We start from the raw sequence: 17,391 nt of genomic DNA, 5'->3' as shown, positions 1-17,391 counted from the left end.
TATTGACGATTTCACAGTTTAGCAAGTTGTTCGCGCAATTTGGCGATCGTCGCAGAGAAATTCACCAGACGCTCGTTTTCTTGCGCCACCACCGCAGCCGGTGCGCGCGCCACGAAGCTTTCGTTCCCCAGTTTGGCGTTGACCTTGGCGATCTCCCCCTCGAGGCGCACGATTTCCTTGTTAATGCGCTCGCGCTCGGCGACAACGTCGATCTCCACCTTGAGCATCAGCTTGGTGCTGCCCACCACCGACACCGCCGCTGGCGAGGCCGGCAGCGCGTCAACAATGTTCACCTCCGACAGCTTGGCCAGCGATTGCAGATACGGTGCAAAGGTACGCAGGCGGGCGGCTTCATCGGCGCTCGGCGCTTCCACAAACAGCGGCACGGGCAGCTTGGGCGCCAGCTTCATGTCGTTGCGCAGGGTACGGGTGGCGTCGATCAAGGCCTTGTTCTGCTCCATCCACGCCTCGGCCTGCTCGTCGATCATGGCCGGGTTGGCGATCGGGTAGGGCTGCAGCATGATCGAGTCGCCGCCGGCAGCGAGCTTTTTGCCGGCCAGCGGTGCCACGGTCTGCCACAATTCTTCGGTCACGAACGGAATCAGCGGATGCGCCATGCGCAGCACCACTTCCAGCACCCGCAGCAGGGTGTTGCGGGTGGCTTGCTGCTGGGCCGGCGTGCCTTGCTGAACCTGCACCTTGGACAGCTCCAGGTACCAGTCGCAGAACTCGGTCCACACAAACTTGTAGATGGCCGAGGCGATATTGTCGAAGCGGTAGTCCTCAAAGCCCTTGGCCACTTCCATTTCAGCCCGGTTCAACTGCGACAGAATCCAGCGGTCGGCCTGCGACAACGCAGCATCGTTTGGCGTGCAATCGTGGCCTTCGGTATTCATCATCACGAACTTGGTCGCGTTCCACAACTTGTTGTTGAAGTTGCGGTAGCCTTCGCAGCGGCCCAGGTCGAAATTGATGTTGCGGCCCAGCGAGGCGTAGCTGGCCATGGTAAAGCGCACCGCGTCAGTACCGTAAGGGGCGATCCCTTCCGGGAACTCCTTGCGCGTGGCCTTGGCAATCTTTTCGGCATCACGCGGGTTCATCAAGCCGGTGGTGCGCTTGGCAACCAGCGATTCGATGTCGATGCCGTCGATCAGATCAATCGGGTCGAGCGTGTTGCCTTTGGATTTGGACATCTTCTGGCCGCTGGAATCGCGCACCAGGCCGTGCACGTACACGGTGTCGAACGGCACCTTGCCAGTAAAGTGCGCGGTCATCATGACCATGCGCGCCACCCAGAAGAAGATGATGTCAAAGCCGGTCACCAGCACCGACGATGGCAGGAACATCTTCATGTCCGGCGTTTCTTCCGGCCAGCCCATGGTCGAGAACGGCACCAGGGCCGAGGAGAACCAGGTGTCGAGCACATCGTCGTCGCGGCGCAGCTTGACGCCGGCGCCAGCCTGAGCTTGCGCCTCGGCTTCGTTGCGTGCCACATAGATCTTGCCGGACTCGTCGAACCAGGCCGGGATCTGATGGCCCCACCACAATTGACGCGAAATGCACCAGTCCTGGATGTTGGCCAGCCACTGGTTATAAGTGGTGCTCCAGTTTTCGGGAACGAACTTGATCTCGCCATCGGCCACTTTTTGCAGCGCCACTTCAGCAATCGATTTGCCGGGGAAGAAGGTGCCTTCCGGTGCCGGTTTGCTCATTGCCACAAACCACTGGTCGGTCAGCATCGGCTCGATGACCACGCCAGTGCGGTCGCCGCGCGGCACTTGCAACTTGTGCGGCTTGACTTCCACCAGCAAGCCTTGTGCTTCCAGGTCGTCCACGATCTTTTTGCGCGCGGCAAAGCGGTCCAGGCCGCGGTAGGCCTCGGGCATGTCATCCTTGATCTTGGCGTCAAGCGTCAGCACCTCGATCATTGGCAGTTTGTTGCGCAGGCCAACCTGATAATCGTTGAAGTCGTGCGCTGGCGTGATCTTCACGCAGCCGGTGCCGAAGGCCTTGTCGGCGTATTCGTCGGCAATGAGGGGGATTTCGCGTTCTGTCAGCGGCAGTTTCAACAGCTTGCCCACCGCGGCGCTGTAGCGCTCGTCGGTCGGGTCGACTGCCACGGCGACGTCGCCCAGCAGGGTTTCAGGGCGCGTGGTGGCCACGGTGATGCTGCCGCTGCCGTCGGCAAACGGGTACTTGATGTGCCACATCGAGCCATCTTCTTCTTCCGACACCACTTCCAGGTCGGACACGGCGGTGCCCAGTTTCGGGTCCCAGTTCACCAGGCGCTTGCCGCGGTAGATCAAGCCTTGCTCGAACAGACGCACGAACACTTCTGTCACCGATTTGGAGCGCGTTTCATCCATGGTGAAGTATTCGCGCTGCCAGTCAGGCGAGGTGCCCAGGCGGCGCATCTGGCCGGTAATGATGTTGCCGGACTTTTCTTTCCATTCCCAGACTTTTTCAATGAACTTTTCGCGGCCCAAATCATGGCGCGACACTTTCTGCGCGTCCAGCTGACGTTCCACCACGATCTGGGTGGCAATGCCGGCGTGATCCGTGCCAGGCACCCAGGCCGTGTTGTAGCCGCGCATGCGGTAGTAGCGCGTCAAGCCATCCATGATGGTTTGATTGAAGGCGTGGCCCATGTGCAGCGTACCCGTCACATTCGGCGGCGGCAGCTGGATCGAGAAGGCGGGCTTGTCGGCGTCGAGGGTGGCGGTAAAGTAACCGCGCTTTTCCCACTCCGTGCGCCAGAATTGTTCAATGTCGGCGGGCTCGAAAGACTTGGCTAATTCCATGATTTGGCGTGTAATTTTTGCGAAAACGACCATTATAGTAGGACTGCCGCCCGGTAACGCTGCGCCGCAAAAAAAACTCTCCCAATGCTCTCAGGAGGGGATCCCGCGCTGGCTGCCCGGTGGGTACACCAGCAGATCGTCGTGTTCGTGGCGCCGGCAGGCGTTCACAAAGGGGAGGGCGGCGGCCGGATTGGCGCGAAAGGCCGCAAATTGGGCGGCAGTGATGGTGTAGAACTCTTCATAGTCGCACAGGGAATTACTGACCGGGAAGCTGACGTAAAAGCTGCCTCCCACTTCCTCAATCCCGATCGCATAGCGTTCGCTGCGGGATACATAGACATCGGTATGGCGGCGTTGCACTTGCTGCTCCAGAAATGAAAAATGCCGTTCAGCTTACACTGAACGGCATTCCTGCTGACGTATTGCTTAGTTACCGCAGCCGTAGGTGGCGATACGGTCCTTGGCGGCCTTGGCTTGCACCAGGCCATAACCAAACTTCACATCGCGGCCAACCGGGCCCAGATCAATCGCGCTCTTGGTCAGCGTCGAGCGGATCTGCGGGCCGGTGCAGCTTGGGAAGTAGCTCCACACCAGCGCGGCAACAGCCGACACGTGCGGGGTTGCCATCGAGGTGCCGTCAAAGTAAGCGTAGCTGGTCGGGGTGACCGCGACAGTGGCGCTCTGGCCCAGTTTGGTCTTGAGCGAGGCGCCCTCGACATCGCTGGCCGTGACCGATGGAATGGTCGAGACGGTGGTGCCCATGGTGCCGCCGAAGCCGCCTGCCGCGTTGTTGTACACAATCGCGCCCACGCCGCCGCTGTTCTGGCAGTTCATGACCTTGGTCGCAAAATCAACCGTACCGCGCTGCACCAGGCACACCTTGCCTGCAACCGTGGTGCTGGTCTTGTCGCCAATGCCGAAGTCCGCCAGCGGCGCCGTCACCGTTTTCACCGGCGAGCCATCCATCGCGCCTGGTGCGTAGGCGGTGCCGCCCACGGTCAGGGCCGATGCGGTGCCGCTGTTGGTTGGTACCGACGACAGCACAGCCACGCCAGGACCGGCAATTTCCACTTTGCTGTTGTACTGCGAGAAGCTGGCCCAGGCGCGGGTTTCGTCCACGGCGCCCACCATCATGACGCTGGCGTAGCCGGCAGGATAGGAAATGGCAGTGTTGCCGTCATTGCCGGCTGCGGCAATGCTTAGGATGCCCTTGGCGGCCAGCGCATCGAAGGTGCGCTTTTCGGTCGCATTCGAGGTCGGTCCGCCCAGCGACATGCTGATCACATTGGCGCCTGCGGCGGCGCACTTGTTGGCAGCTGCTGCCAGGGTCGAGGAGTACGCCCAGCCTGCTGCATTGAAGACCTTGACGATGTGGATCTTGATCTTGCCATTCGGGTTCACGCCAACCACGCCCTTGCCGCTGTTGTTGACGGCAGCGATGGTGCCAGCCACGTGGGTGCCGTGGTGGTTTTCATCGGTGTACCACCAGCCGGTGCCGCTGTCGTATTCGCCCGTCATGTTGGCGCTGTTGCCAACGATGTCTTCATGCGCACGGTCCACGCCCGAATCGATGATGCAGACCTTGCGGTTGCCGACGTTGGCGTCCGACAGCAGGTCGGCCTGGACCATCTTGATACCGTACGGTACCAACTGGCCGGTCAGGTAAGGGGTGCCGGTCGATGGCGAGGTGGTGGCGAACGGACGGCGGATCACGTCTTCTTCCACCGATTCCACGTGACGGCTCTTGCGCAGGGCCTTCAGATCGGCTTTTGAAATTTCGATAGCGACCGAGTCGATATTATCGAGGTCGTGCTGCACCCGGCCGTGGTGGCGGCCGATGTCCTTGCGCATGTCTTTACCCATGCCTTTTTTGAATGCGACGATCACACGCGTCTGTTCCGTGTCGACCTGCGCGTTAGCCGTGCCCACTACACCCACTGCGACAGCTGCAACCAACAACTTTACCGCCGTGGCGATCGAGGACATGCCAGTCTTACTTTGCATCATGGAGTTTCTCCGAGAAATGATAGTTTTATTGTTGCCACAAGCTCTGTCGGCCTGTGTGCACTTTTACCGCCCTGGTAGGACGGCTCGGATGAGTGTATTTGTAAAATATTCCCCGAATCAACGACGATTTCTAGCAAACACAACAACTGTTGTATCGATCACCAAATGTCCAAAATATGTATTCAAATGTAATGCGCGCGTGAGAATTGGTGATATTATTTTGCGCAGTTTTGGCAACTTTGATGTCTTGTGTGCATCAAATTCCATGTGGAAATAAATAGCACGCAGTGGGTCGAATGTAAAAATATCGTATTGCCGATGTAACATCGCTGTATAATTCGCCCGCTGCCGCAAGGCGGCACACGCTAGGGGTCCTGCAAGTCGCAATTCGCGATGCGCGGGTGAGAAACACCCTCTGAACCTGATCTGGATAATGCCAGCGAAGGGAAGCTTAGTGAGCCACAACCTACCTTGGGTCCGTCCGCGGCCCGCCTGTGCTCCTACCTCCTTTGCTGGCTCCTGTGCACGCAAAGGAGCCACATGAATGCACCACTGAAGTTCGATTCCGCCACCGCCACCGTGGACCAGGCGGCCATCGCCCCATTCCCGAATTCGCGCAAAATCTATGTCCAGGGCAGCCGGCCCGACATCCGCGTGCCCATGCGCCAGGTCAGCCAGGCCGATACGCCGGCCTCGTTTGGGGCCGAGCCCAATCCGCCGGTCTACCTGTATGACACCTCGGGCCCGTACTCCGATCCCGTGGCCGCCATCGACATCCGCTCCGGCCTGGCCGCACCGCGCATGCCCTGGATTTTGGAGCGCAACGACACCGTGCAGCTGGACGGCCCCAGCTCGGTCTATGGGCGCGAGCGCCTGGACAACCCCGAACTGGCCAAGCTGCGCTTCCAGCTGCACCGCAACCCGCGCCGTGCCAAGCCGGGTGCCAACGTCACCCAAATGCACTACGCACGGCGCGGCATCGTCACGCCCGAAATGGAATTTGTCGCCATCCGCGAAAACCTGCGCCGCCAGGAATACCTGGCGCAGATGGAAGCGGCCGGCCCCATGGGCCAGCGCACGGCAGCCCTGATCGGACGCCAGCACCCGGGCCAGTCGTTCGGCGCCAGCATCCCGGCCCGCATCACGGCCGAATTCGTGCGCGAAGAAATCGCCCGCGGGCGCGCCATCATCCCGGCCAACATCAACCACCCGGAAATCGAGCCGATGATCATTGGCCGCAATTTCCTGGTCAAGATCAACGCCAATATCGGCAATTCCGCCGTCACCTCGTCGATCGGCGAGGAAGTCGAAAAAATGACCTGGGCGATACGCTGGGGCGCCGACAACGTGATGGATCTGTCGACCGGCAAGCACATTCACGAAACGCGCGAATGGATCATCCGTAACAGCCCGGTCCCGATTGGCACCGTGCCGATTTACCAGGCGCTGGAAAAGGTCAACGGCAAGGCCGAAGACCTGACCTGGGAAATCTTCCGCGACACCCTGATCGAACAGGCCGAGCAGGGCGTCGACTACTTCACCATTCACGCCGGCGTGCTGCTGCGCTACGTGCCGATGACGGCCAAGCGACTGACCGGCATTGTCTCGCGCGGCGGCTCGATCATGGCCAAGTGGTGCCTGGCGCATCACAAGGAGTCGTTCCTGTACGAGCACTTTGAAGACATCTGCGCCATCATGAAAGCGTACGACGTGTCGTTCAGCCTGGGCGACGGCCTGCGTCCCGGCTCCATTTACGACGCCAACGACGAAGCCCAGCTGGCCGAACTGAAGACCCTGGGTGAGCTGACCCAGGTCGCGTGGAAGCACGAAGTGCAGGTGATGATTGAAGGTCCGGGCCATGTGCCAATGCAACTCATTAAAGAGAACATGGACCTGCAGCTGGAGCAGTGCGGTGAAGCGCCGTTTTACACCCTGGGCCCTTTGACGACCGACATCGCACCCGGTTACGACCACATCACGTCGGGCATTGGCGCCGCGCAGATCGGCTGGTACGGCACCGCCATGCTGTGCTATGTCACGCCCAAGGAGCATCTGGGTTTGCCGAACAAGGACGACGTCAAGGATGGCATCATCACGTACAAGATTGCTGCACATGCGGCCGATCTGGCCAAGGGCCATCCGGGCGCGCAGATTCGCGACAACGCGCTGTCCAAGGCCCGCTTTGAATTCCGTTGGGACGACCAGTTCAACCTCGGCCTTGACCCGGACAAGGCGCGCGAATTCCACGACGAGACCCTGCCCAAGGATTCGGCCAAGGTAGCCCACTTCTGCTCCATGTGCGGCCCGCATTTCTGCTCCATGAAGATCACCCAGGAAGTGCGCGAGTACGCGGCCAGCAACGGCTTGTCGGAAGGCGCGGCTGTGCGCCAGGGGATGGAAGTGAAGGCCATCGAATTCATCAAGAATGGCGCGCAGCTCTATCCGAAGGCATGAGCATGATCGATATTGAACTCAATGGAGAGTTGCGTACGGTGGCCACCTGGACCACCTTGCAGCAGCTGGTCGACACGCTCGATATGCACGAAAAGGCCGTGGCGCTGGCGGTCAACCGCAACGTGATTCCGCGCCAGATGTGGCCCCAGCACGTGCTGCTGGCGCAGGACAAGATCGATATCGTACGCGCCATCGGTGGCGGCTGAATCAAGGAGAACAAACAATGCATGACGACGACATTTTGACCATTGCAGGCACGCCGTACCGTTCGCGCCTGCTGGTCGGCAGCGGCAAATACCGCGACCTGGCGCAAACCCGTGAAGCGACTGACGCCGCTGGCGCGGAAATTATCACGGTGGCGATCCGGCGCGTGAACATTGGCCAGGACAAGAACGCACCGAGCCTGCTGGATGTGCTGCCACCCGAGCGCTACACCATCCTGCCCAACACGGCTGGCTGCTACAACGCCAAGGACGCCATCTACACTTTGCAGATGGCGCGCGAACTGCTGGGCGGGCGCAAGCTGGTCAAGCTGGAAGTACTGGGCGACGACAAGACCTTGTTCCCGCACATGCCAGAAACCCTGGTGGCAGCTGAAGCGCTGGTGCGCGACGGCTTCGACGTGATGGTCTACTGCAGCGACGATCCGATCCAGGCCCGCATTCTGGAGCAGATCGGCTGCGTGGCGATCATGCCGCTGGCGTCCCTGATCGGCTCGGGCATGGGTATTTTGAATCCATGGAACCTGTCGCTGATCATCGAACAGGCCAAGGTGCCGGTGCTGGTGGACGCAGGCGTGGGTACCGCGTCGGATGCGGCCATCGCCATGGAGCTGGGCTGCGACGGGGTGCTTATGAACAGCGCCATCGCCCTGGCCCAGGATCCGGTGCGCATGGCACGTGCCATGAAGCTGGGCGTGCAGGCAGGACGCGAAGCCTTCCTGGCCGGCCGCATGCCGCGCCGCTTTGCAGCTTCGCCATCGTCGCCGCTGGCAGGACGCTTTACCGGATGATGCGCACGGTGCTGGTGCTTTCCGGTCTCGATCCGTCGGGCGGGGCGGGCATGGCGGCCGACCTGCTGGCCATTGCCGCGCAAGGCGTGCACGCGCTGCCCGTCATCACTGCCCTGACGGTGCAGGACCACAACCGCGTGCATGGCGTGGAGCCGGTCGACCCGGGCCTGCTGCGGCGCCAGGCGCAAGCCCTGATCGACACGGTTGGCATCGACGCGGTCAAGATCGGCATTCCTGGCAGCCGCGCCAATGCCTGGGCGATTGCGCAAGTGATCGTGCAGCTGCGTGAGCGCGCGCCGCAGCTGCAGGTGGTCCTCGATCCGGTACTGGCCAGCGGCCATGGCGATACCTTGACCAAAGGCGACGCGCGCGCGGCGCTGCAGCCGCTGCTGCCACTGGCCACGCTGGTGGTGCCCAATCTGGGCGAGGCCGAGGCGCTGGATCTGGCGCAGTGCAGGCATGTCCTGACTACGGGCGGACATGGCACCGGCGCCGAGGTGGTCAACCGCTGGCGCGGAGCGGATGTGCAGCGCGAGTGGCGCTGGCCACGCCTGGCCGGGCAGTTTCATGGCAGCGGCTGCACGCTGGCAGCCGCCATCGCGGCGCGTCTGGCATTGGGTGAGCCAATGGCCACTGCGCTTGAACGCGCGCAGTCCTATGTCCATCAGAGTCTGGCGCAAGCATTTTCCATTGGACCCGGCCAGCGCATTCCGCGCCGCCATTTGCAGACATGAGGAGCATCACCATGCAAGGACTTTATCTTGTCACACCCAATTGGGATGACACTGCGCGTATGCTGGAGCGCACCGAGGCCGCGCTGGCTGCCGGCGCCACTCTGGTCCAGTACCGTCACAAGGACGCCAGCGAAGCACTTCGGCTCGAACAAGCTGCGGCGCTGCTGGCGCTGTGCCGCCATTATGGCCGTCCCTTGATCATCAACGACCACGTCGCCCTGTGCCAGACGCTTGGCGCCGACGGCGTGCATGTGGGTGGCACCGACATGACAGTCGCCCAGGCACGTGCGGCGCTGGGCCCGGACAAGATTGTCGGCGCTTCCTGCTACGGTGATCTGGCGCTGGCGCGTAGAGCTGCGCGCGATGGCGCCACCTACGCCGCCTTCGGCGGTTTTTATCCGTCGGCCGTCAAGAAGTATTCCTTTGTAACCGACCCTGAGTTGCTGGTGCAGGCGCGGCGCGAATTGCGCTTGCCGCTGGTGGTCATTGGCGGTATGACGCCCGTCAACGCGGCACCGCTGGTCGAACGCGGCGCGGACATGGTGGCGGCAATTACCAGTGTGTATACGGTGGTCGACGTCGCTGGTGCTGTGCGTCAATTTAATGCCTTGTTCACACAGCACGGGAAAACAACCGAATCGGCGTAGCAGGCTTTATAATCTTTTTACCTTCTTCACTGAGGATTGCCGAGCCCATGACTTCCGCCCCTGCCGCCAAACGCCGTATCCTGATTGTCGATGACGACCCGCACCTGCTGCAATTTCTCACCGAGGTCATTGCCCACGCTGGCTACGATACGGTGACGGCCGGTTCCGGCGAAGAAGCATTGCAGGTCGTGGCCAAGGGCGAACCGGACATGGCCTTGCTCGACATCACCATGCCGGGCATGAGCGGACTGGAACTGGCAGCACGCCTTAAAGCTGACACCAGTGTGCCATTCATGTTCCTGTCGGCCGTGGGCGACAGCGAATCGGCGCGCCAGGCCGCCGCCCACGGCGCCGTGGGCTATCTGGTCAAGCCGGTCGACGCCGCTCGCCTGATGCCGGCCTTTGAGGCAGGTCTGGCCCGGGCCGACGACATCCGCCAGCTGCGCCGTACCGAATTGAACTTGAACGCCGCGCTGGCAGCAGGACGCGAAACCAGCCTGGCCGTGGGTCTGTTGATGGGCAAATTCCAGACCGACCGCAACACCGCCTTCGAAGTGCTGCGCGACCATGCGCGTTCCAGCCGCCGCAAGATCAATGAAGTTGCCGATCAATTACTTGCTGCCGAGGAAACGTTAAATAGTCTGCATGCCGGATTTGCCCAGCGCCTGAAAACAAAGTAACAAGACGCCACACAAATGTGAAAATAATTGCCGCGTGCCACGATTTTCGTCGTGGTTTGCGGTAATATGAAGTGGTAAATCAACACGGCAGAACCAACTTCCGCTTCTACCGTGCGCATGTTCCAGCCGCCTTCCCCCTGCGGCAAAAAAAATCCCTCGGCCCAGCTCCGCCGGTTGTCTCTCCTGATATGCACAACAAGATTGGCCCCTGACGGCGCCCTCGTATGCATCGGGATCTCGATTGCAACCGCCATGAAAACCTCTGCCATGAACAAAATGTGCGCACCCCGTATCCGGGCCGCACTGCCCGCGGCCCCGCGTGCGCATACGCCGGCCCGTTACGCCATCGGCGCATCGCGCCAATCCGACATCGCCTACGTTTCGCCCTTGTGCGAAGACGACAATCAGCCATACAAACAGCGCGCTGTCCCAGTCCATAGCGAGCGTCCGCAAGTGCTGCACGTCGATATGGACACCAGCGTCGCTACCGTACTGTCGCACCTGCTGAACCCGGAGGCCAATGTCACGCATGTGGCGACTCTGGCCCACGCGCGCCGCCTGTTGCAGAGCCAGGTGTTCTCGCTGGTCGTGCTTGATCCGGCGCTGCCCGATGGTGACGCCCGTACCTTGCTGGCGCTGTTGAACGGCACGCCCCTGCTGGTCTACTCGGCCAGCCAGCCCGAATGGCGCGGCAGCACCCCCACGTTCCTGGCCAAACCGTGGACCACGACACGTGACTTGTGGACGGCTATTTCCGGCATGCTCGGTATCCCCAGCGGCATCGCGGCAGGGGACTGAACATGCGCAAAAAACCGCTGAAATCCATTCTGTATGTGGAAGACGATCTGCACGTGCGCACCACGGCCAAGCTGGTGCTCGAAGTGATTGGCAAGATCGACGTGCGCGAGTGTGGCTCCGGCCGCGAAGCGCTGCTGACGGCACGTGACTTCACGCCCGACCTGATTCTGCTGGACGTGATGATGCCCGAGATTGATGGCGTGGGCACGCTGGCGCTGCTGCGCCGCCTGCCGCACCTGGCTGACGTGCCGGCCCTGTTCGTGACCGGGCTGACCGAGCCGGACGACATTGCGCGTTACATGGAAGCGGGCGCTATCGGCGTGATCCCCAAGCCGGTGATGCCGATGCGCCTTTCCAGCCAGCTGCACACCCTGTGGGATGAGCGCCCCGGTCTGACTGCCTGATGCAGCCGGCCCGGCACGACCGGGTCGGCTTTGCTATCATGGTGGACTAACCCACCAGGCACAGGACCATCATGAAAACCAAGGCAGCGATCGCATGGAAAGCCGGTCAACCACTCACGATTGAAGAAGTCGACCTGCAAGGCCCGCGCGAGGGCGAAGTACTGGTCGAAATCAAGGCCACCGGCATCTGTCACACCGATTATTACACCCTGTCCGGCGCTGACCCGGAAGGCATTTTCCCGTCGATCCTGGGCCACGAGGGCGCCGGCGTTGTGGTTGACGTGGGCCCGGGCGTCAAGAGCCTGCGCAAGGACGATCACGTCATTCCGCTGTACACCCCCGAATGCCGCCAGTGCAAATTCTGCCTCTCGCAAAAGACCAACCTGTGCCAGTCGATCCGCTCGACCCAGGGCCGCGGCCTGATGCCGGATGCAACCAGCCGCTTTTCGATTGACGGCAAGCCGATCTTCCACTACATGGGCACGTCCACCTTCTCGAACTACATCGTGGTGCCCGAGATCGCGCTGGCCAAAGTGCGCTCCGACGCCCCGTTCGACAAGATCTGCTACATCGGCTGTGGCGTCACCACCGGTGTTGGCGCCGTGCTGTTTACCGCCAAGGTGGAAGCGGGCGCCAACGTGGTGGTATTCGGCCTGGGCGGCATTGGCCTGAACGTAATTCAGGCCGCGCGCATGGTTGGCGCCGACAAGATCATCGGGGTCGACATCAATCCGGCACGCCAGGAAATGGCGCGCAAATTCGGCATGACCCACTTCATCAATCCGAAGGAAGTCGAGAACGTGGTCGACGCGATCATCGGCCTGACCGATGGCGGTGCCGATTACAGCTTCGAATGCATCGGCAACACCACCACGATGCGCCAGTCGCTCGAGTGCTGCCACAAGGGCTGGGGCCAGTCGATCATCATCGGCGTGGCTGCGGCAGGGCAGGAGATTTCGACTCGTCCGTTCCAGCTGGTGACGGGGCGGGTCTGGAAAGGCTCGGCGTTTGGCGGCGCACGCGGCCGCACCGACGTGCCCAAGATCGTCGACTGGTACATGGAAGGCAAGATCAACATCGATGATTTGATCACCCACCGCCTGCCGCTTGAACGCATCAATGAAGGCTTCGATCTGATGAAGAGCGGCGAATCGATCCGCTCGGTGGTGCTGTACTAAAACCCCTTCCTGCTACCGCAATCACTGCATCGTCCTCGCGAAGGCGGGGACCCATCCCACGTTTCCAACTTCGGACAGGTGGAATGGGCCCCCGCCTCCGCGAGGGCGATGCAGTGGCTCACACCATCCCCTGAGTTCCCCATCCATCCAGCTCCACAATAGGTATTGACGCTTTCAATTACACGTGTAATCATAGCGCATCGATTACATATGTAATTTTTGAAAGCAGGAGCAAGCATGACCCCCGACCCAGTAGATATCAGCGACGCCGAATCACTGGTAATGGATGTACTCTGGCGCGCGCAGGCGGCGCTGGCCGCAGAAGACGTCATCGCCGCGCTGGTGACAGAACAGCGCTGGCAGGAAGCGACCATCAAGACGCTGCTCAACCGCCTGCTGAAAAAAGGCGCTGTCAGCGCCAGCAAGGACGGACGCCGCTACCTGTACAGCGCCGTGCTGAAACGCGACCAGTGGGTCAGCCGCGAGAGCGGCGGCATGCTGGACCGCCTGTTTGGCGGCCGTGTGGCCCCGCTGGTCGCCCACTTCGGCAAGCACCGCAAACTCAGCGCGAGCGACATCGCCGAACTCAAAAAACTGATCGAGGAGCTCGATGATGGAAAGTAGCCTGTTTGAAGCCCTGGCGCGGATGACGCTTGGAGCGAGCGTCGCGATTCTACTGGTGCTGCCTTTGCGGGCCACACTGCGGCTGCGCTTCGGCGCCCGTATCAGCTACCACGTGTGGCTGCTGGTGCCGGTATTGATGATCGCGGCAGTGCTGCCCTCAATGCACGTGAACCGTGTGATCGCGGTGCAGGCCATGCCGACCCTGGCAGCAGGGCCGCTGGCTGCGCCAGTGGCGCAGGCGGTACCGGTGGCATGGACCACCATCCTGTTGAGTGCATGGCTCGCGGGCGCACTGGCCACGGCCTTGCTGCTCGCCGTGGCCCAGCGCCGTTATGTGCGCAGTCTGGGTTCCCTCACTGCCCGGGACAACGTGTACCTCGCGGCCACCACTGCGCAAGGTCCGGCTCTGCTGGGGCTTTGGCGGCCGCGCATTGTGCTGCCAGCCGATTTTGCACAGCGTTACAGCGCGCAGGAACAGCAGCTGATCATCGCCCACGAGCAGTGCCACGTGCTGCGTCATGATGCGCTTGTCAACGCGCTGGTCGCGCTGCTGCAGTGTGCCTTCTGGTTTCACCCGCTAATCCATCTGGCGGCGGCGCGCTGCCGCTTCGATCAGGAGCTCGCGTGCGACGCCGATGTCCTGCAGCGTCACCCCGGCCAGGCACGCGTGTACGGCGCTGCCTTGCTCAACACCCAGGCGGCCGGTGCATTTGCCCCTGCTACCTGCCACTGGCAGTCAAATCATCCACTCAAGGAGCGCATCATGCAGTTGAACCATTCGAAGAACAATCCAGCACGGCGCTGGGCCGGGCGCGCCATGCTTGCCTTTCTGCTTGCAGGCGGCATCATCGGCACCGTCGTGGCACGCGCCGAATCCGAGCAAAAGACCAAGTATCTGGTCGAATTAAAAATCACCTTTGCGGGCGAGTATTCCAGCCCATCGGTGCTGATTGGTGCTGGCGAACCGTTCACGCTCAGCGGCGCCACCCGCGGCAAGACCTGGTCGGGCGACTTTGTCGTGACCGAGGACAAGGGCGACATGGTCTGGTTGAGAAGCCAGTTCACCATCGACGGCAAATATAGCGGCGATCACAATGGCGGCATCCGTCTCGGCGAAAGCAAGCATGTCGCGATCATGAGCGAAGCTGGTGCGGATACCATGATTCTGGTGCTCGATGGCAGTGTGAAACGGGCGCCGGCGCCAGCTAGTCAGTAGCAAGCGACTGCGCCCGGCTCGACCGGTATAATCTGTGCATGCGAAATCGATTGATGGTGATTGTCTCAAAAGCGTGCCGTGCCTCCGGGCTGGCGGTGGGCGCCGTTCTGCTGTCCAGCGTGGCGCAGGCTGCCCAGCCCAATCGCGACAGGTATATCGTCGACCTCAAGATCGCCATTGCAGGCGAAAACACCACAGCATCCAAACTGGCGAGGGCCGGCGAGCCATTCACGGTCGCTGGTTGGAAGGATGGCAAGAAGTGGATCGCCGATTTTTTGCTCACGCCAGAGCAGGGCGAGCATGTCGCCCTCAAGACCCGCTTCTACTTTGATGGCCGCAGCGTCGGCGCTCTGGGTGCCCGGCTGCAGCTGGGTGGCAGCGCTTACACCGGGGTCGCACGCGACGAGGGCCAGCCAGATTTACAGGTCACGATCGAACAAAGCGTGAAGCTGGCGCCCAAATTGTCCTTGCAGGAGCGGCACGTCCCGTAGACCGCCAGCGCAGTGCGCGACCGGTATAATCACGGGATGCAAAATCTCCTTCACAACCTCAATCCCGAACAACTCGCCGCCGTCACGCTGCCGTCGCAAAGCGCCCTGATTCTCGCTGGCGCCGGCTCCGGCAAAACGCGCGTGCTGACGACCCGTATCGCCTGGCTGATCCAGACCGGGCAAGTGTCGCCAGCCGGGATCATGGCTGTCACATTTACCAATAAGGCAGCCAAGGAGATGCTCACGCGGCTGTCGGCCATGCTGCCGGTCAGCACGCGCGGGATGTGGATCGGCACCTTCCACGGCCTGTGCAACCGCCTGCTGCGCACCCACTACCGCGACGCGGCGCTGCCGCAAACGTTCCAGATCATGGATTCGCAAGATCAGTTGTCCATGATCAAGCGTCTGCTCAAGGCGAACAACGTTGATGATGAAAAGTACCCGGCCAAAAATCTGATGTACTTCATCAATAACGCCAAGGACCAGGGCTTGCGCGCCAATCGTGTGGAAGCGCACGATCCGATCGAGCGCAAGATGGTTGAGTTGTACGAACTGTACGACATGCAGTGCCAGCGCGAAGGCGTGGTCGATTTTGCCGAACTGCTGCTGCGCGCTTACGAATTACTTGCCCGTAATCAACCGCTGCGCGAGCATTACCAGGCCCGCTTCAAGCACATTCTGGTCGACGAGTTCCAGGATACCAATGACTTGCAGTACAACCTGCTCAAGTTGCTGGCAGGACAGGGGCAGCAGATCGGCGGCGCGCTGTTTGCCGTCGGTGACGATGACCAGAGCATTTACGCTTTCCGCGGCGCCAACGTGGGCAATATGTCCGCCTTCGAGCGTGAATTCCGGGTCGAGAATCTGATCAAGCTGGAGCAAAATTACCGTTCGCACGGTCACATCCTTGATTCGGCCAATCACCTGATCGCCAATAACAGCAAGCGCCTTGGCAAGAACCTGCGCACGGATGCTGGCCACGGTGAGCCGGTGCGCATTTATGAAGCGTCTTCCGACCTGGAAGAGGCCCAGTGGATCATTGAAGAAGCCAAGACCCTGATGGCTGAAGGCGCGCTGCGCAGCGAGATCGCCATTCTGTACCGCTCCAATGCGCAGTCGCGCGTGATCGAGCACGCGCTGTTCGCGGCCGGTTTGCCTTACACGGTGTACGGCGGCCAGCGCTATTTCCAGCGCGCCGAGGTCAAGCACGCTATCGCGTACTTGCAGCTGATGGACAATCCGCACAACGACCAGGCCTTCCTGCGTGTGGTGAACTTCCCCACGCGCGGCATCGGCATGCGTTCGATCGAAGCACTGCAGGCTGCGGCCGAACAGCACCGCATTTCCATGTATGCAGCAGTGCCTTACGTGATGGGCAAGGCCGGCACCTCGCTGGGCGCATTCGTCAAGCTGATTGAAGGTGCGCGCTTTGAAACGCAACAGCTGTCGCTGCCGGAAATGGTGCGCGTGGTGCTGGAGGCAAGCGGCTTGCTGACCCACTATCAGAACGAAAAAGAAGGCGCCGACCGGATCGAAAACTTGGAGCAGATGGTCAATGCGGCCACCCAGTTTGTGCAGGAGGAGGGCTTTGGCCAATCCGCGCCTGCGCACCTGGGCCCCAAGGCCGAGGCCATGTCGGGCGCGCCTATCGTCAATCAGGATGGCTTTGAAATCCTCGACGCCGATGCCGCGCTGCCGGCGGTCATGTCGCCGCTGTCGGCCTTCCTGTCGCATGCGTCGCTGGAAGCAGGCGACGCCCAGGCGCAGGCGGGGCAGGACGCGCTGCAGCTGATGACGGTGCATTCGGCCAAGGGCCTGGAGTTCGATGCAGTCTTCATTACCGGCCTGGAAGAAGGCCTGTTCCCGCACGAGAGCAGTTCGCGCGAGATGGATGGCGTCGATGAAGAGCGGCGCCTGATGTATGTGGCCATCACCCGCGCCAAGAAACGCCTGTACATGAGCTTTACGCAGACGCGCATGCTGCACGGTCAAACTCGCTACAACATGAAATCGCGCTTTTTTGACGAGCTGCCTGAGGAGGCACTTAAATGGATTTCGCCGAAGGTGCAGTCGCACTGGTTCGGCAATAAGAAATCCGCCTGGGATGAGCCAAGCTTCGGTGGCGGGTCGGACAACAAGATCGCGCAGCAGATCACGCAAAAGGCCGCCAGCAATGGACCGGGGTGGCGCATCGGTGAATCGGTGGCGCATGCCAAGTTCGGCGAAGGTGTGATCGTTAATATTGAAGGCGGCGGCAGCAATGCGCGCGCGCAGATCAATTTTGGCAAGGCGGGAATGAAGGTGCTGGATCTGTCGGTGGCCAAGCTGGAACGCTTGCGCTGACC

The 17,391-nt window shown here is 61.3% G+C and carries 16 protein-coding genes and 1 riboswitch; of the genes, 13 read left to right on the top strand and 3 right to left on the bottom strand.

The window, feature by feature from the left end:
* Window positions 1-11 precede the first annotated feature (11 nt).
* The 3 genes from BUC24_RS18565 to BUC24_RS18555 form a co-directional block, all read right to left on the bottom strand.
* Window positions 12-2,801 carry a valine--tRNA ligase gene (locus BUC24_RS18565; RefSeq protein ID WP_073220346.1) on the bottom strand — a complete coding sequence of 930 codons (2,790 nt, stop codon included), beginning with the start codon at window positions 2,799-2,801 and terminating at the stop codon, window positions 12-14.
* A gap of 90 nt (window positions 2,802-2,891) precedes the next feature.
* Window positions 2,892-3,161: a hypothetical protein gene (locus tag BUC24_RS18560; RefSeq protein WP_073219587.1), complete on the bottom strand. Its 270-nt coding sequence runs from the start codon at window positions 3,159-3,161 to the stop codon at window positions 2,892-2,894.
* A 66-nt stretch (window positions 3,162-3,227) separates the two neighbouring features.
* The gene (locus BUC24_RS18555; protein ID WP_073219584.1) at window positions 3,228-4,808 is read right to left on the bottom strand and encodes a S8 family serine peptidase; all 1,581 of its coding nucleotides are present in this window, start codon (window positions 4,806-4,808) and stop codon (window positions 3,228-3,230) included.
* A 357-nt stretch (window positions 4,809-5,165) separates the two neighbouring features.
* A riboswitch (TPP riboswitch) is annotated at window positions 5,166-5,273 on the top strand.
* A gap of 75 nt (window positions 5,274-5,348) precedes the next feature.
* On the opposite strand from BUC24_RS18555, the gene thiC reads away from it, so the two are divergent.
* The 13 genes from thiC to BUC24_RS18490 all read left to right on the top strand — a co-directional run bounded on the left by thiC (window position 5,349) and on the right by BUC24_RS18490 (window position 17,389).
* Window positions 5,349-7,262, top strand: a complete 1,914-nt coding sequence (gene thiC, locus BUC24_RS18550; protein ID WP_073219580.1) for a phosphomethylpyrimidine synthase ThiC — start codon at window positions 5,349-5,351, stop codon at window positions 7,260-7,262.
* 2 nt (window positions 7,263-7,264) lie between these two features.
* Window positions 7,265-7,468 carry a sulfur carrier protein ThiS gene (gene thiS / locus BUC24_RS18545; protein WP_073219577.1) on the top strand — a complete coding sequence of 68 codons (204 nt, stop codon included), beginning with the start codon at window positions 7,265-7,267 and terminating at the stop codon, window positions 7,466-7,468.
* A gap of 17 nt (window positions 7,469-7,485) precedes the next feature.
* On the top strand, window positions 7,486-8,274 hold the full coding sequence (locus tag BUC24_RS18540; RefSeq protein WP_073219574.1) for a thiazole synthase: 789 nt from the start codon (window positions 7,486-7,488) through the stop codon (window positions 8,272-8,274).
* The gene (locus tag BUC24_RS18535; RefSeq protein ID WP_073219571.1) at window positions 8,271-9,008 is read left to right on the top strand and encodes a bifunctional hydroxymethylpyrimidine kinase/phosphomethylpyrimidine kinase; all 738 of its coding nucleotides are present in this window, start codon (window positions 8,271-8,273) and stop codon (window positions 9,006-9,008) included. The genes BUC24_RS18540 and BUC24_RS18535 overlap by 4 nt, the downstream gene beginning before the upstream one ends.
* Window positions 9,009-9,019: 11 nt before the next feature.
* The gene (thiE, locus tag BUC24_RS18530; protein WP_073219568.1) at window positions 9,020-9,655 is read left to right on the top strand and encodes a thiamine phosphate synthase; all 636 of its coding nucleotides are present in this window, start codon (window positions 9,020-9,022) and stop codon (window positions 9,653-9,655) included.
* Window positions 9,656-9,702: 47 nt separating this feature from the next.
* Complete coding sequence (locus tag BUC24_RS18525) at window positions 9,703-10,335, top strand: ANTAR domain-containing response regulator (RefSeq protein ID WP_073219564.1); 633 nt, start codon at window positions 9,703-9,705, stop codon at window positions 10,333-10,335.
* Between the two features lie 252 nt (window positions 10,336-10,587).
* Window positions 10,588-11,133: a DNA-binding transcriptional response regulator gene (locus tag BUC24_RS18520; RefSeq protein ID WP_073219552.1), complete on the top strand. Its 546-nt coding sequence runs from the start codon at window positions 10,588-10,590 to the stop codon at window positions 11,131-11,133.
* A gap of 2 nt (window positions 11,134-11,135) precedes the next feature.
* Window positions 11,136-11,537 (top strand): response regulator, encoded by a 402-nt coding sequence (locus tag BUC24_RS18515; RefSeq protein ID WP_073219549.1) that lies wholly within the window; start codon window positions 11,136-11,138, stop codon window positions 11,535-11,537.
* A 71-nt stretch (window positions 11,538-11,608) separates the two neighbouring features.
* Window positions 11,609-12,715, top strand: a complete 1,107-nt coding sequence (locus BUC24_RS18510; protein ID WP_073219546.1) for an S-(hydroxymethyl)glutathione dehydrogenase/class III alcohol dehydrogenase — start codon at window positions 11,609-11,611, stop codon at window positions 12,713-12,715.
* A 237-nt stretch (window positions 12,716-12,952) separates the two neighbouring features.
* Window positions 12,953-13,339, top strand: a complete 387-nt coding sequence (locus BUC24_RS18505; protein WP_073219542.1) for a BlaI/MecI/CopY family transcriptional regulator — start codon at window positions 12,953-12,955, stop codon at window positions 13,337-13,339.
* Window positions 13,326-14,555 carry a M56 family metallopeptidase gene (locus BUC24_RS18500; protein ID WP_083598989.1) on the top strand — a complete coding sequence of 410 codons (1,230 nt, stop codon included), beginning with the start codon at window positions 13,326-13,328 and terminating at the stop codon, window positions 14,553-14,555. The genes BUC24_RS18505 and BUC24_RS18500 overlap by 14 nt, the downstream gene beginning before the upstream one ends.
* 38 nt (window positions 14,556-14,593) lie before the next feature.
* On the top strand, window positions 14,594-15,046 hold the full coding sequence (locus BUC24_RS18495) for a hypothetical protein (RefSeq protein WP_143167565.1): 453 nt from the start codon (window positions 14,594-14,596) through the stop codon (window positions 15,044-15,046).
* A gap of 36 nt (window positions 15,047-15,082) precedes the next feature.
* Window positions 15,083-17,389, top strand: coding sequence for a UvrD-helicase domain-containing protein (locus tag BUC24_RS18490; protein ID WP_073219532.1), 2,307 nt, complete (start codon window positions 15,083-15,085; stop codon window positions 17,387-17,389).
* Window positions 17,390-17,391: the final 2 nt, after the last annotated feature.

This window comes from Massilia sp. CF038 (genome assembly GCF_900129765.1).
Taxonomy (GTDB): Bacteria; Pseudomonadota; Gammaproteobacteria; order Burkholderiales; family Burkholderiaceae_D; genus Telluria_A.
Note: the sequence above shows the minus strand (reverse complement) of the source record. Positions and strands in the feature narration are given on the sequence as shown.

Coding starts and splice junctions, on each gene's coding strand:
- BUC24_RS18565 (WP_073220346.1), bottom strand. CDS start 2,801: ATGGAATTAGCCAAGTCTTTCGAGCCCGCCGACATTGAACAATTCTGG.
- BUC24_RS18555 (WP_073219584.1), bottom strand. CDS start 4,808: ATGATGCAAAGTAAGACTGGCATGTCCTCGATCGCCACGGCGGTAAAG.
- thiC (WP_073219580.1), top strand. CDS start 5,349: ATGAATGCACCACTGAAGTTCGATTCCGCCACCGCCACCGTGGACCAG.
- thiS (WP_073219577.1), top strand. CDS start 7,265: ATGATCGATATTGAACTCAATGGAGAGTTGCGTACGGTGGCCACCTGG.
- BUC24_RS18540 (WP_073219574.1), top strand. CDS start 7,486: ATGCATGACGACGACATTTTGACCATTGCAGGCACGCCGTACCGTTCG.
- BUC24_RS18535 (WP_073219571.1), top strand. CDS start 8,271: ATGATGCGCACGGTGCTGGTGCTTTCCGGTCTCGATCCGTCGGGCGGG.
- thiE (WP_073219568.1), top strand. CDS start 9,020: ATGCAAGGACTTTATCTTGTCACACCCAATTGGGATGACACTGCGCGT.
- BUC24_RS18525 (WP_073219564.1), top strand. CDS start 9,703: ATGACTTCCGCCCCTGCCGCCAAACGCCGTATCCTGATTGTCGATGAC.
- BUC24_RS18520 (WP_073219552.1), top strand. CDS start 10,588: ATGAAAACCTCTGCCATGAACAAAATGTGCGCACCCCGTATCCGGGCC.
- BUC24_RS18515 (WP_073219549.1), top strand. CDS start 11,136: ATGCGCAAAAAACCGCTGAAATCCATTCTGTATGTGGAAGACGATCTG.
- BUC24_RS18510 (WP_073219546.1), top strand. CDS start 11,609: ATGAAAACCAAGGCAGCGATCGCATGGAAAGCCGGTCAACCACTCACG.
- BUC24_RS18505 (WP_073219542.1), top strand. CDS start 12,953: ATGACCCCCGACCCAGTAGATATCAGCGACGCCGAATCACTGGTAATG.
- BUC24_RS18500 (WP_083598989.1), top strand. CDS start 13,326: ATGATGGAAAGTAGCCTGTTTGAAGCCCTGGCGCGGATGACGCTTGGA.
- BUC24_RS18495 (WP_143167565.1), top strand. CDS start 14,594: ATGCGAAATCGATTGATGGTGATTGTCTCAAAAGCGTGCCGTGCCTCC.
- BUC24_RS18490 (WP_073219532.1), top strand. CDS start 15,083: ATGCAAAATCTCCTTCACAACCTCAATCCCGAACAACTCGCCGCCGTC.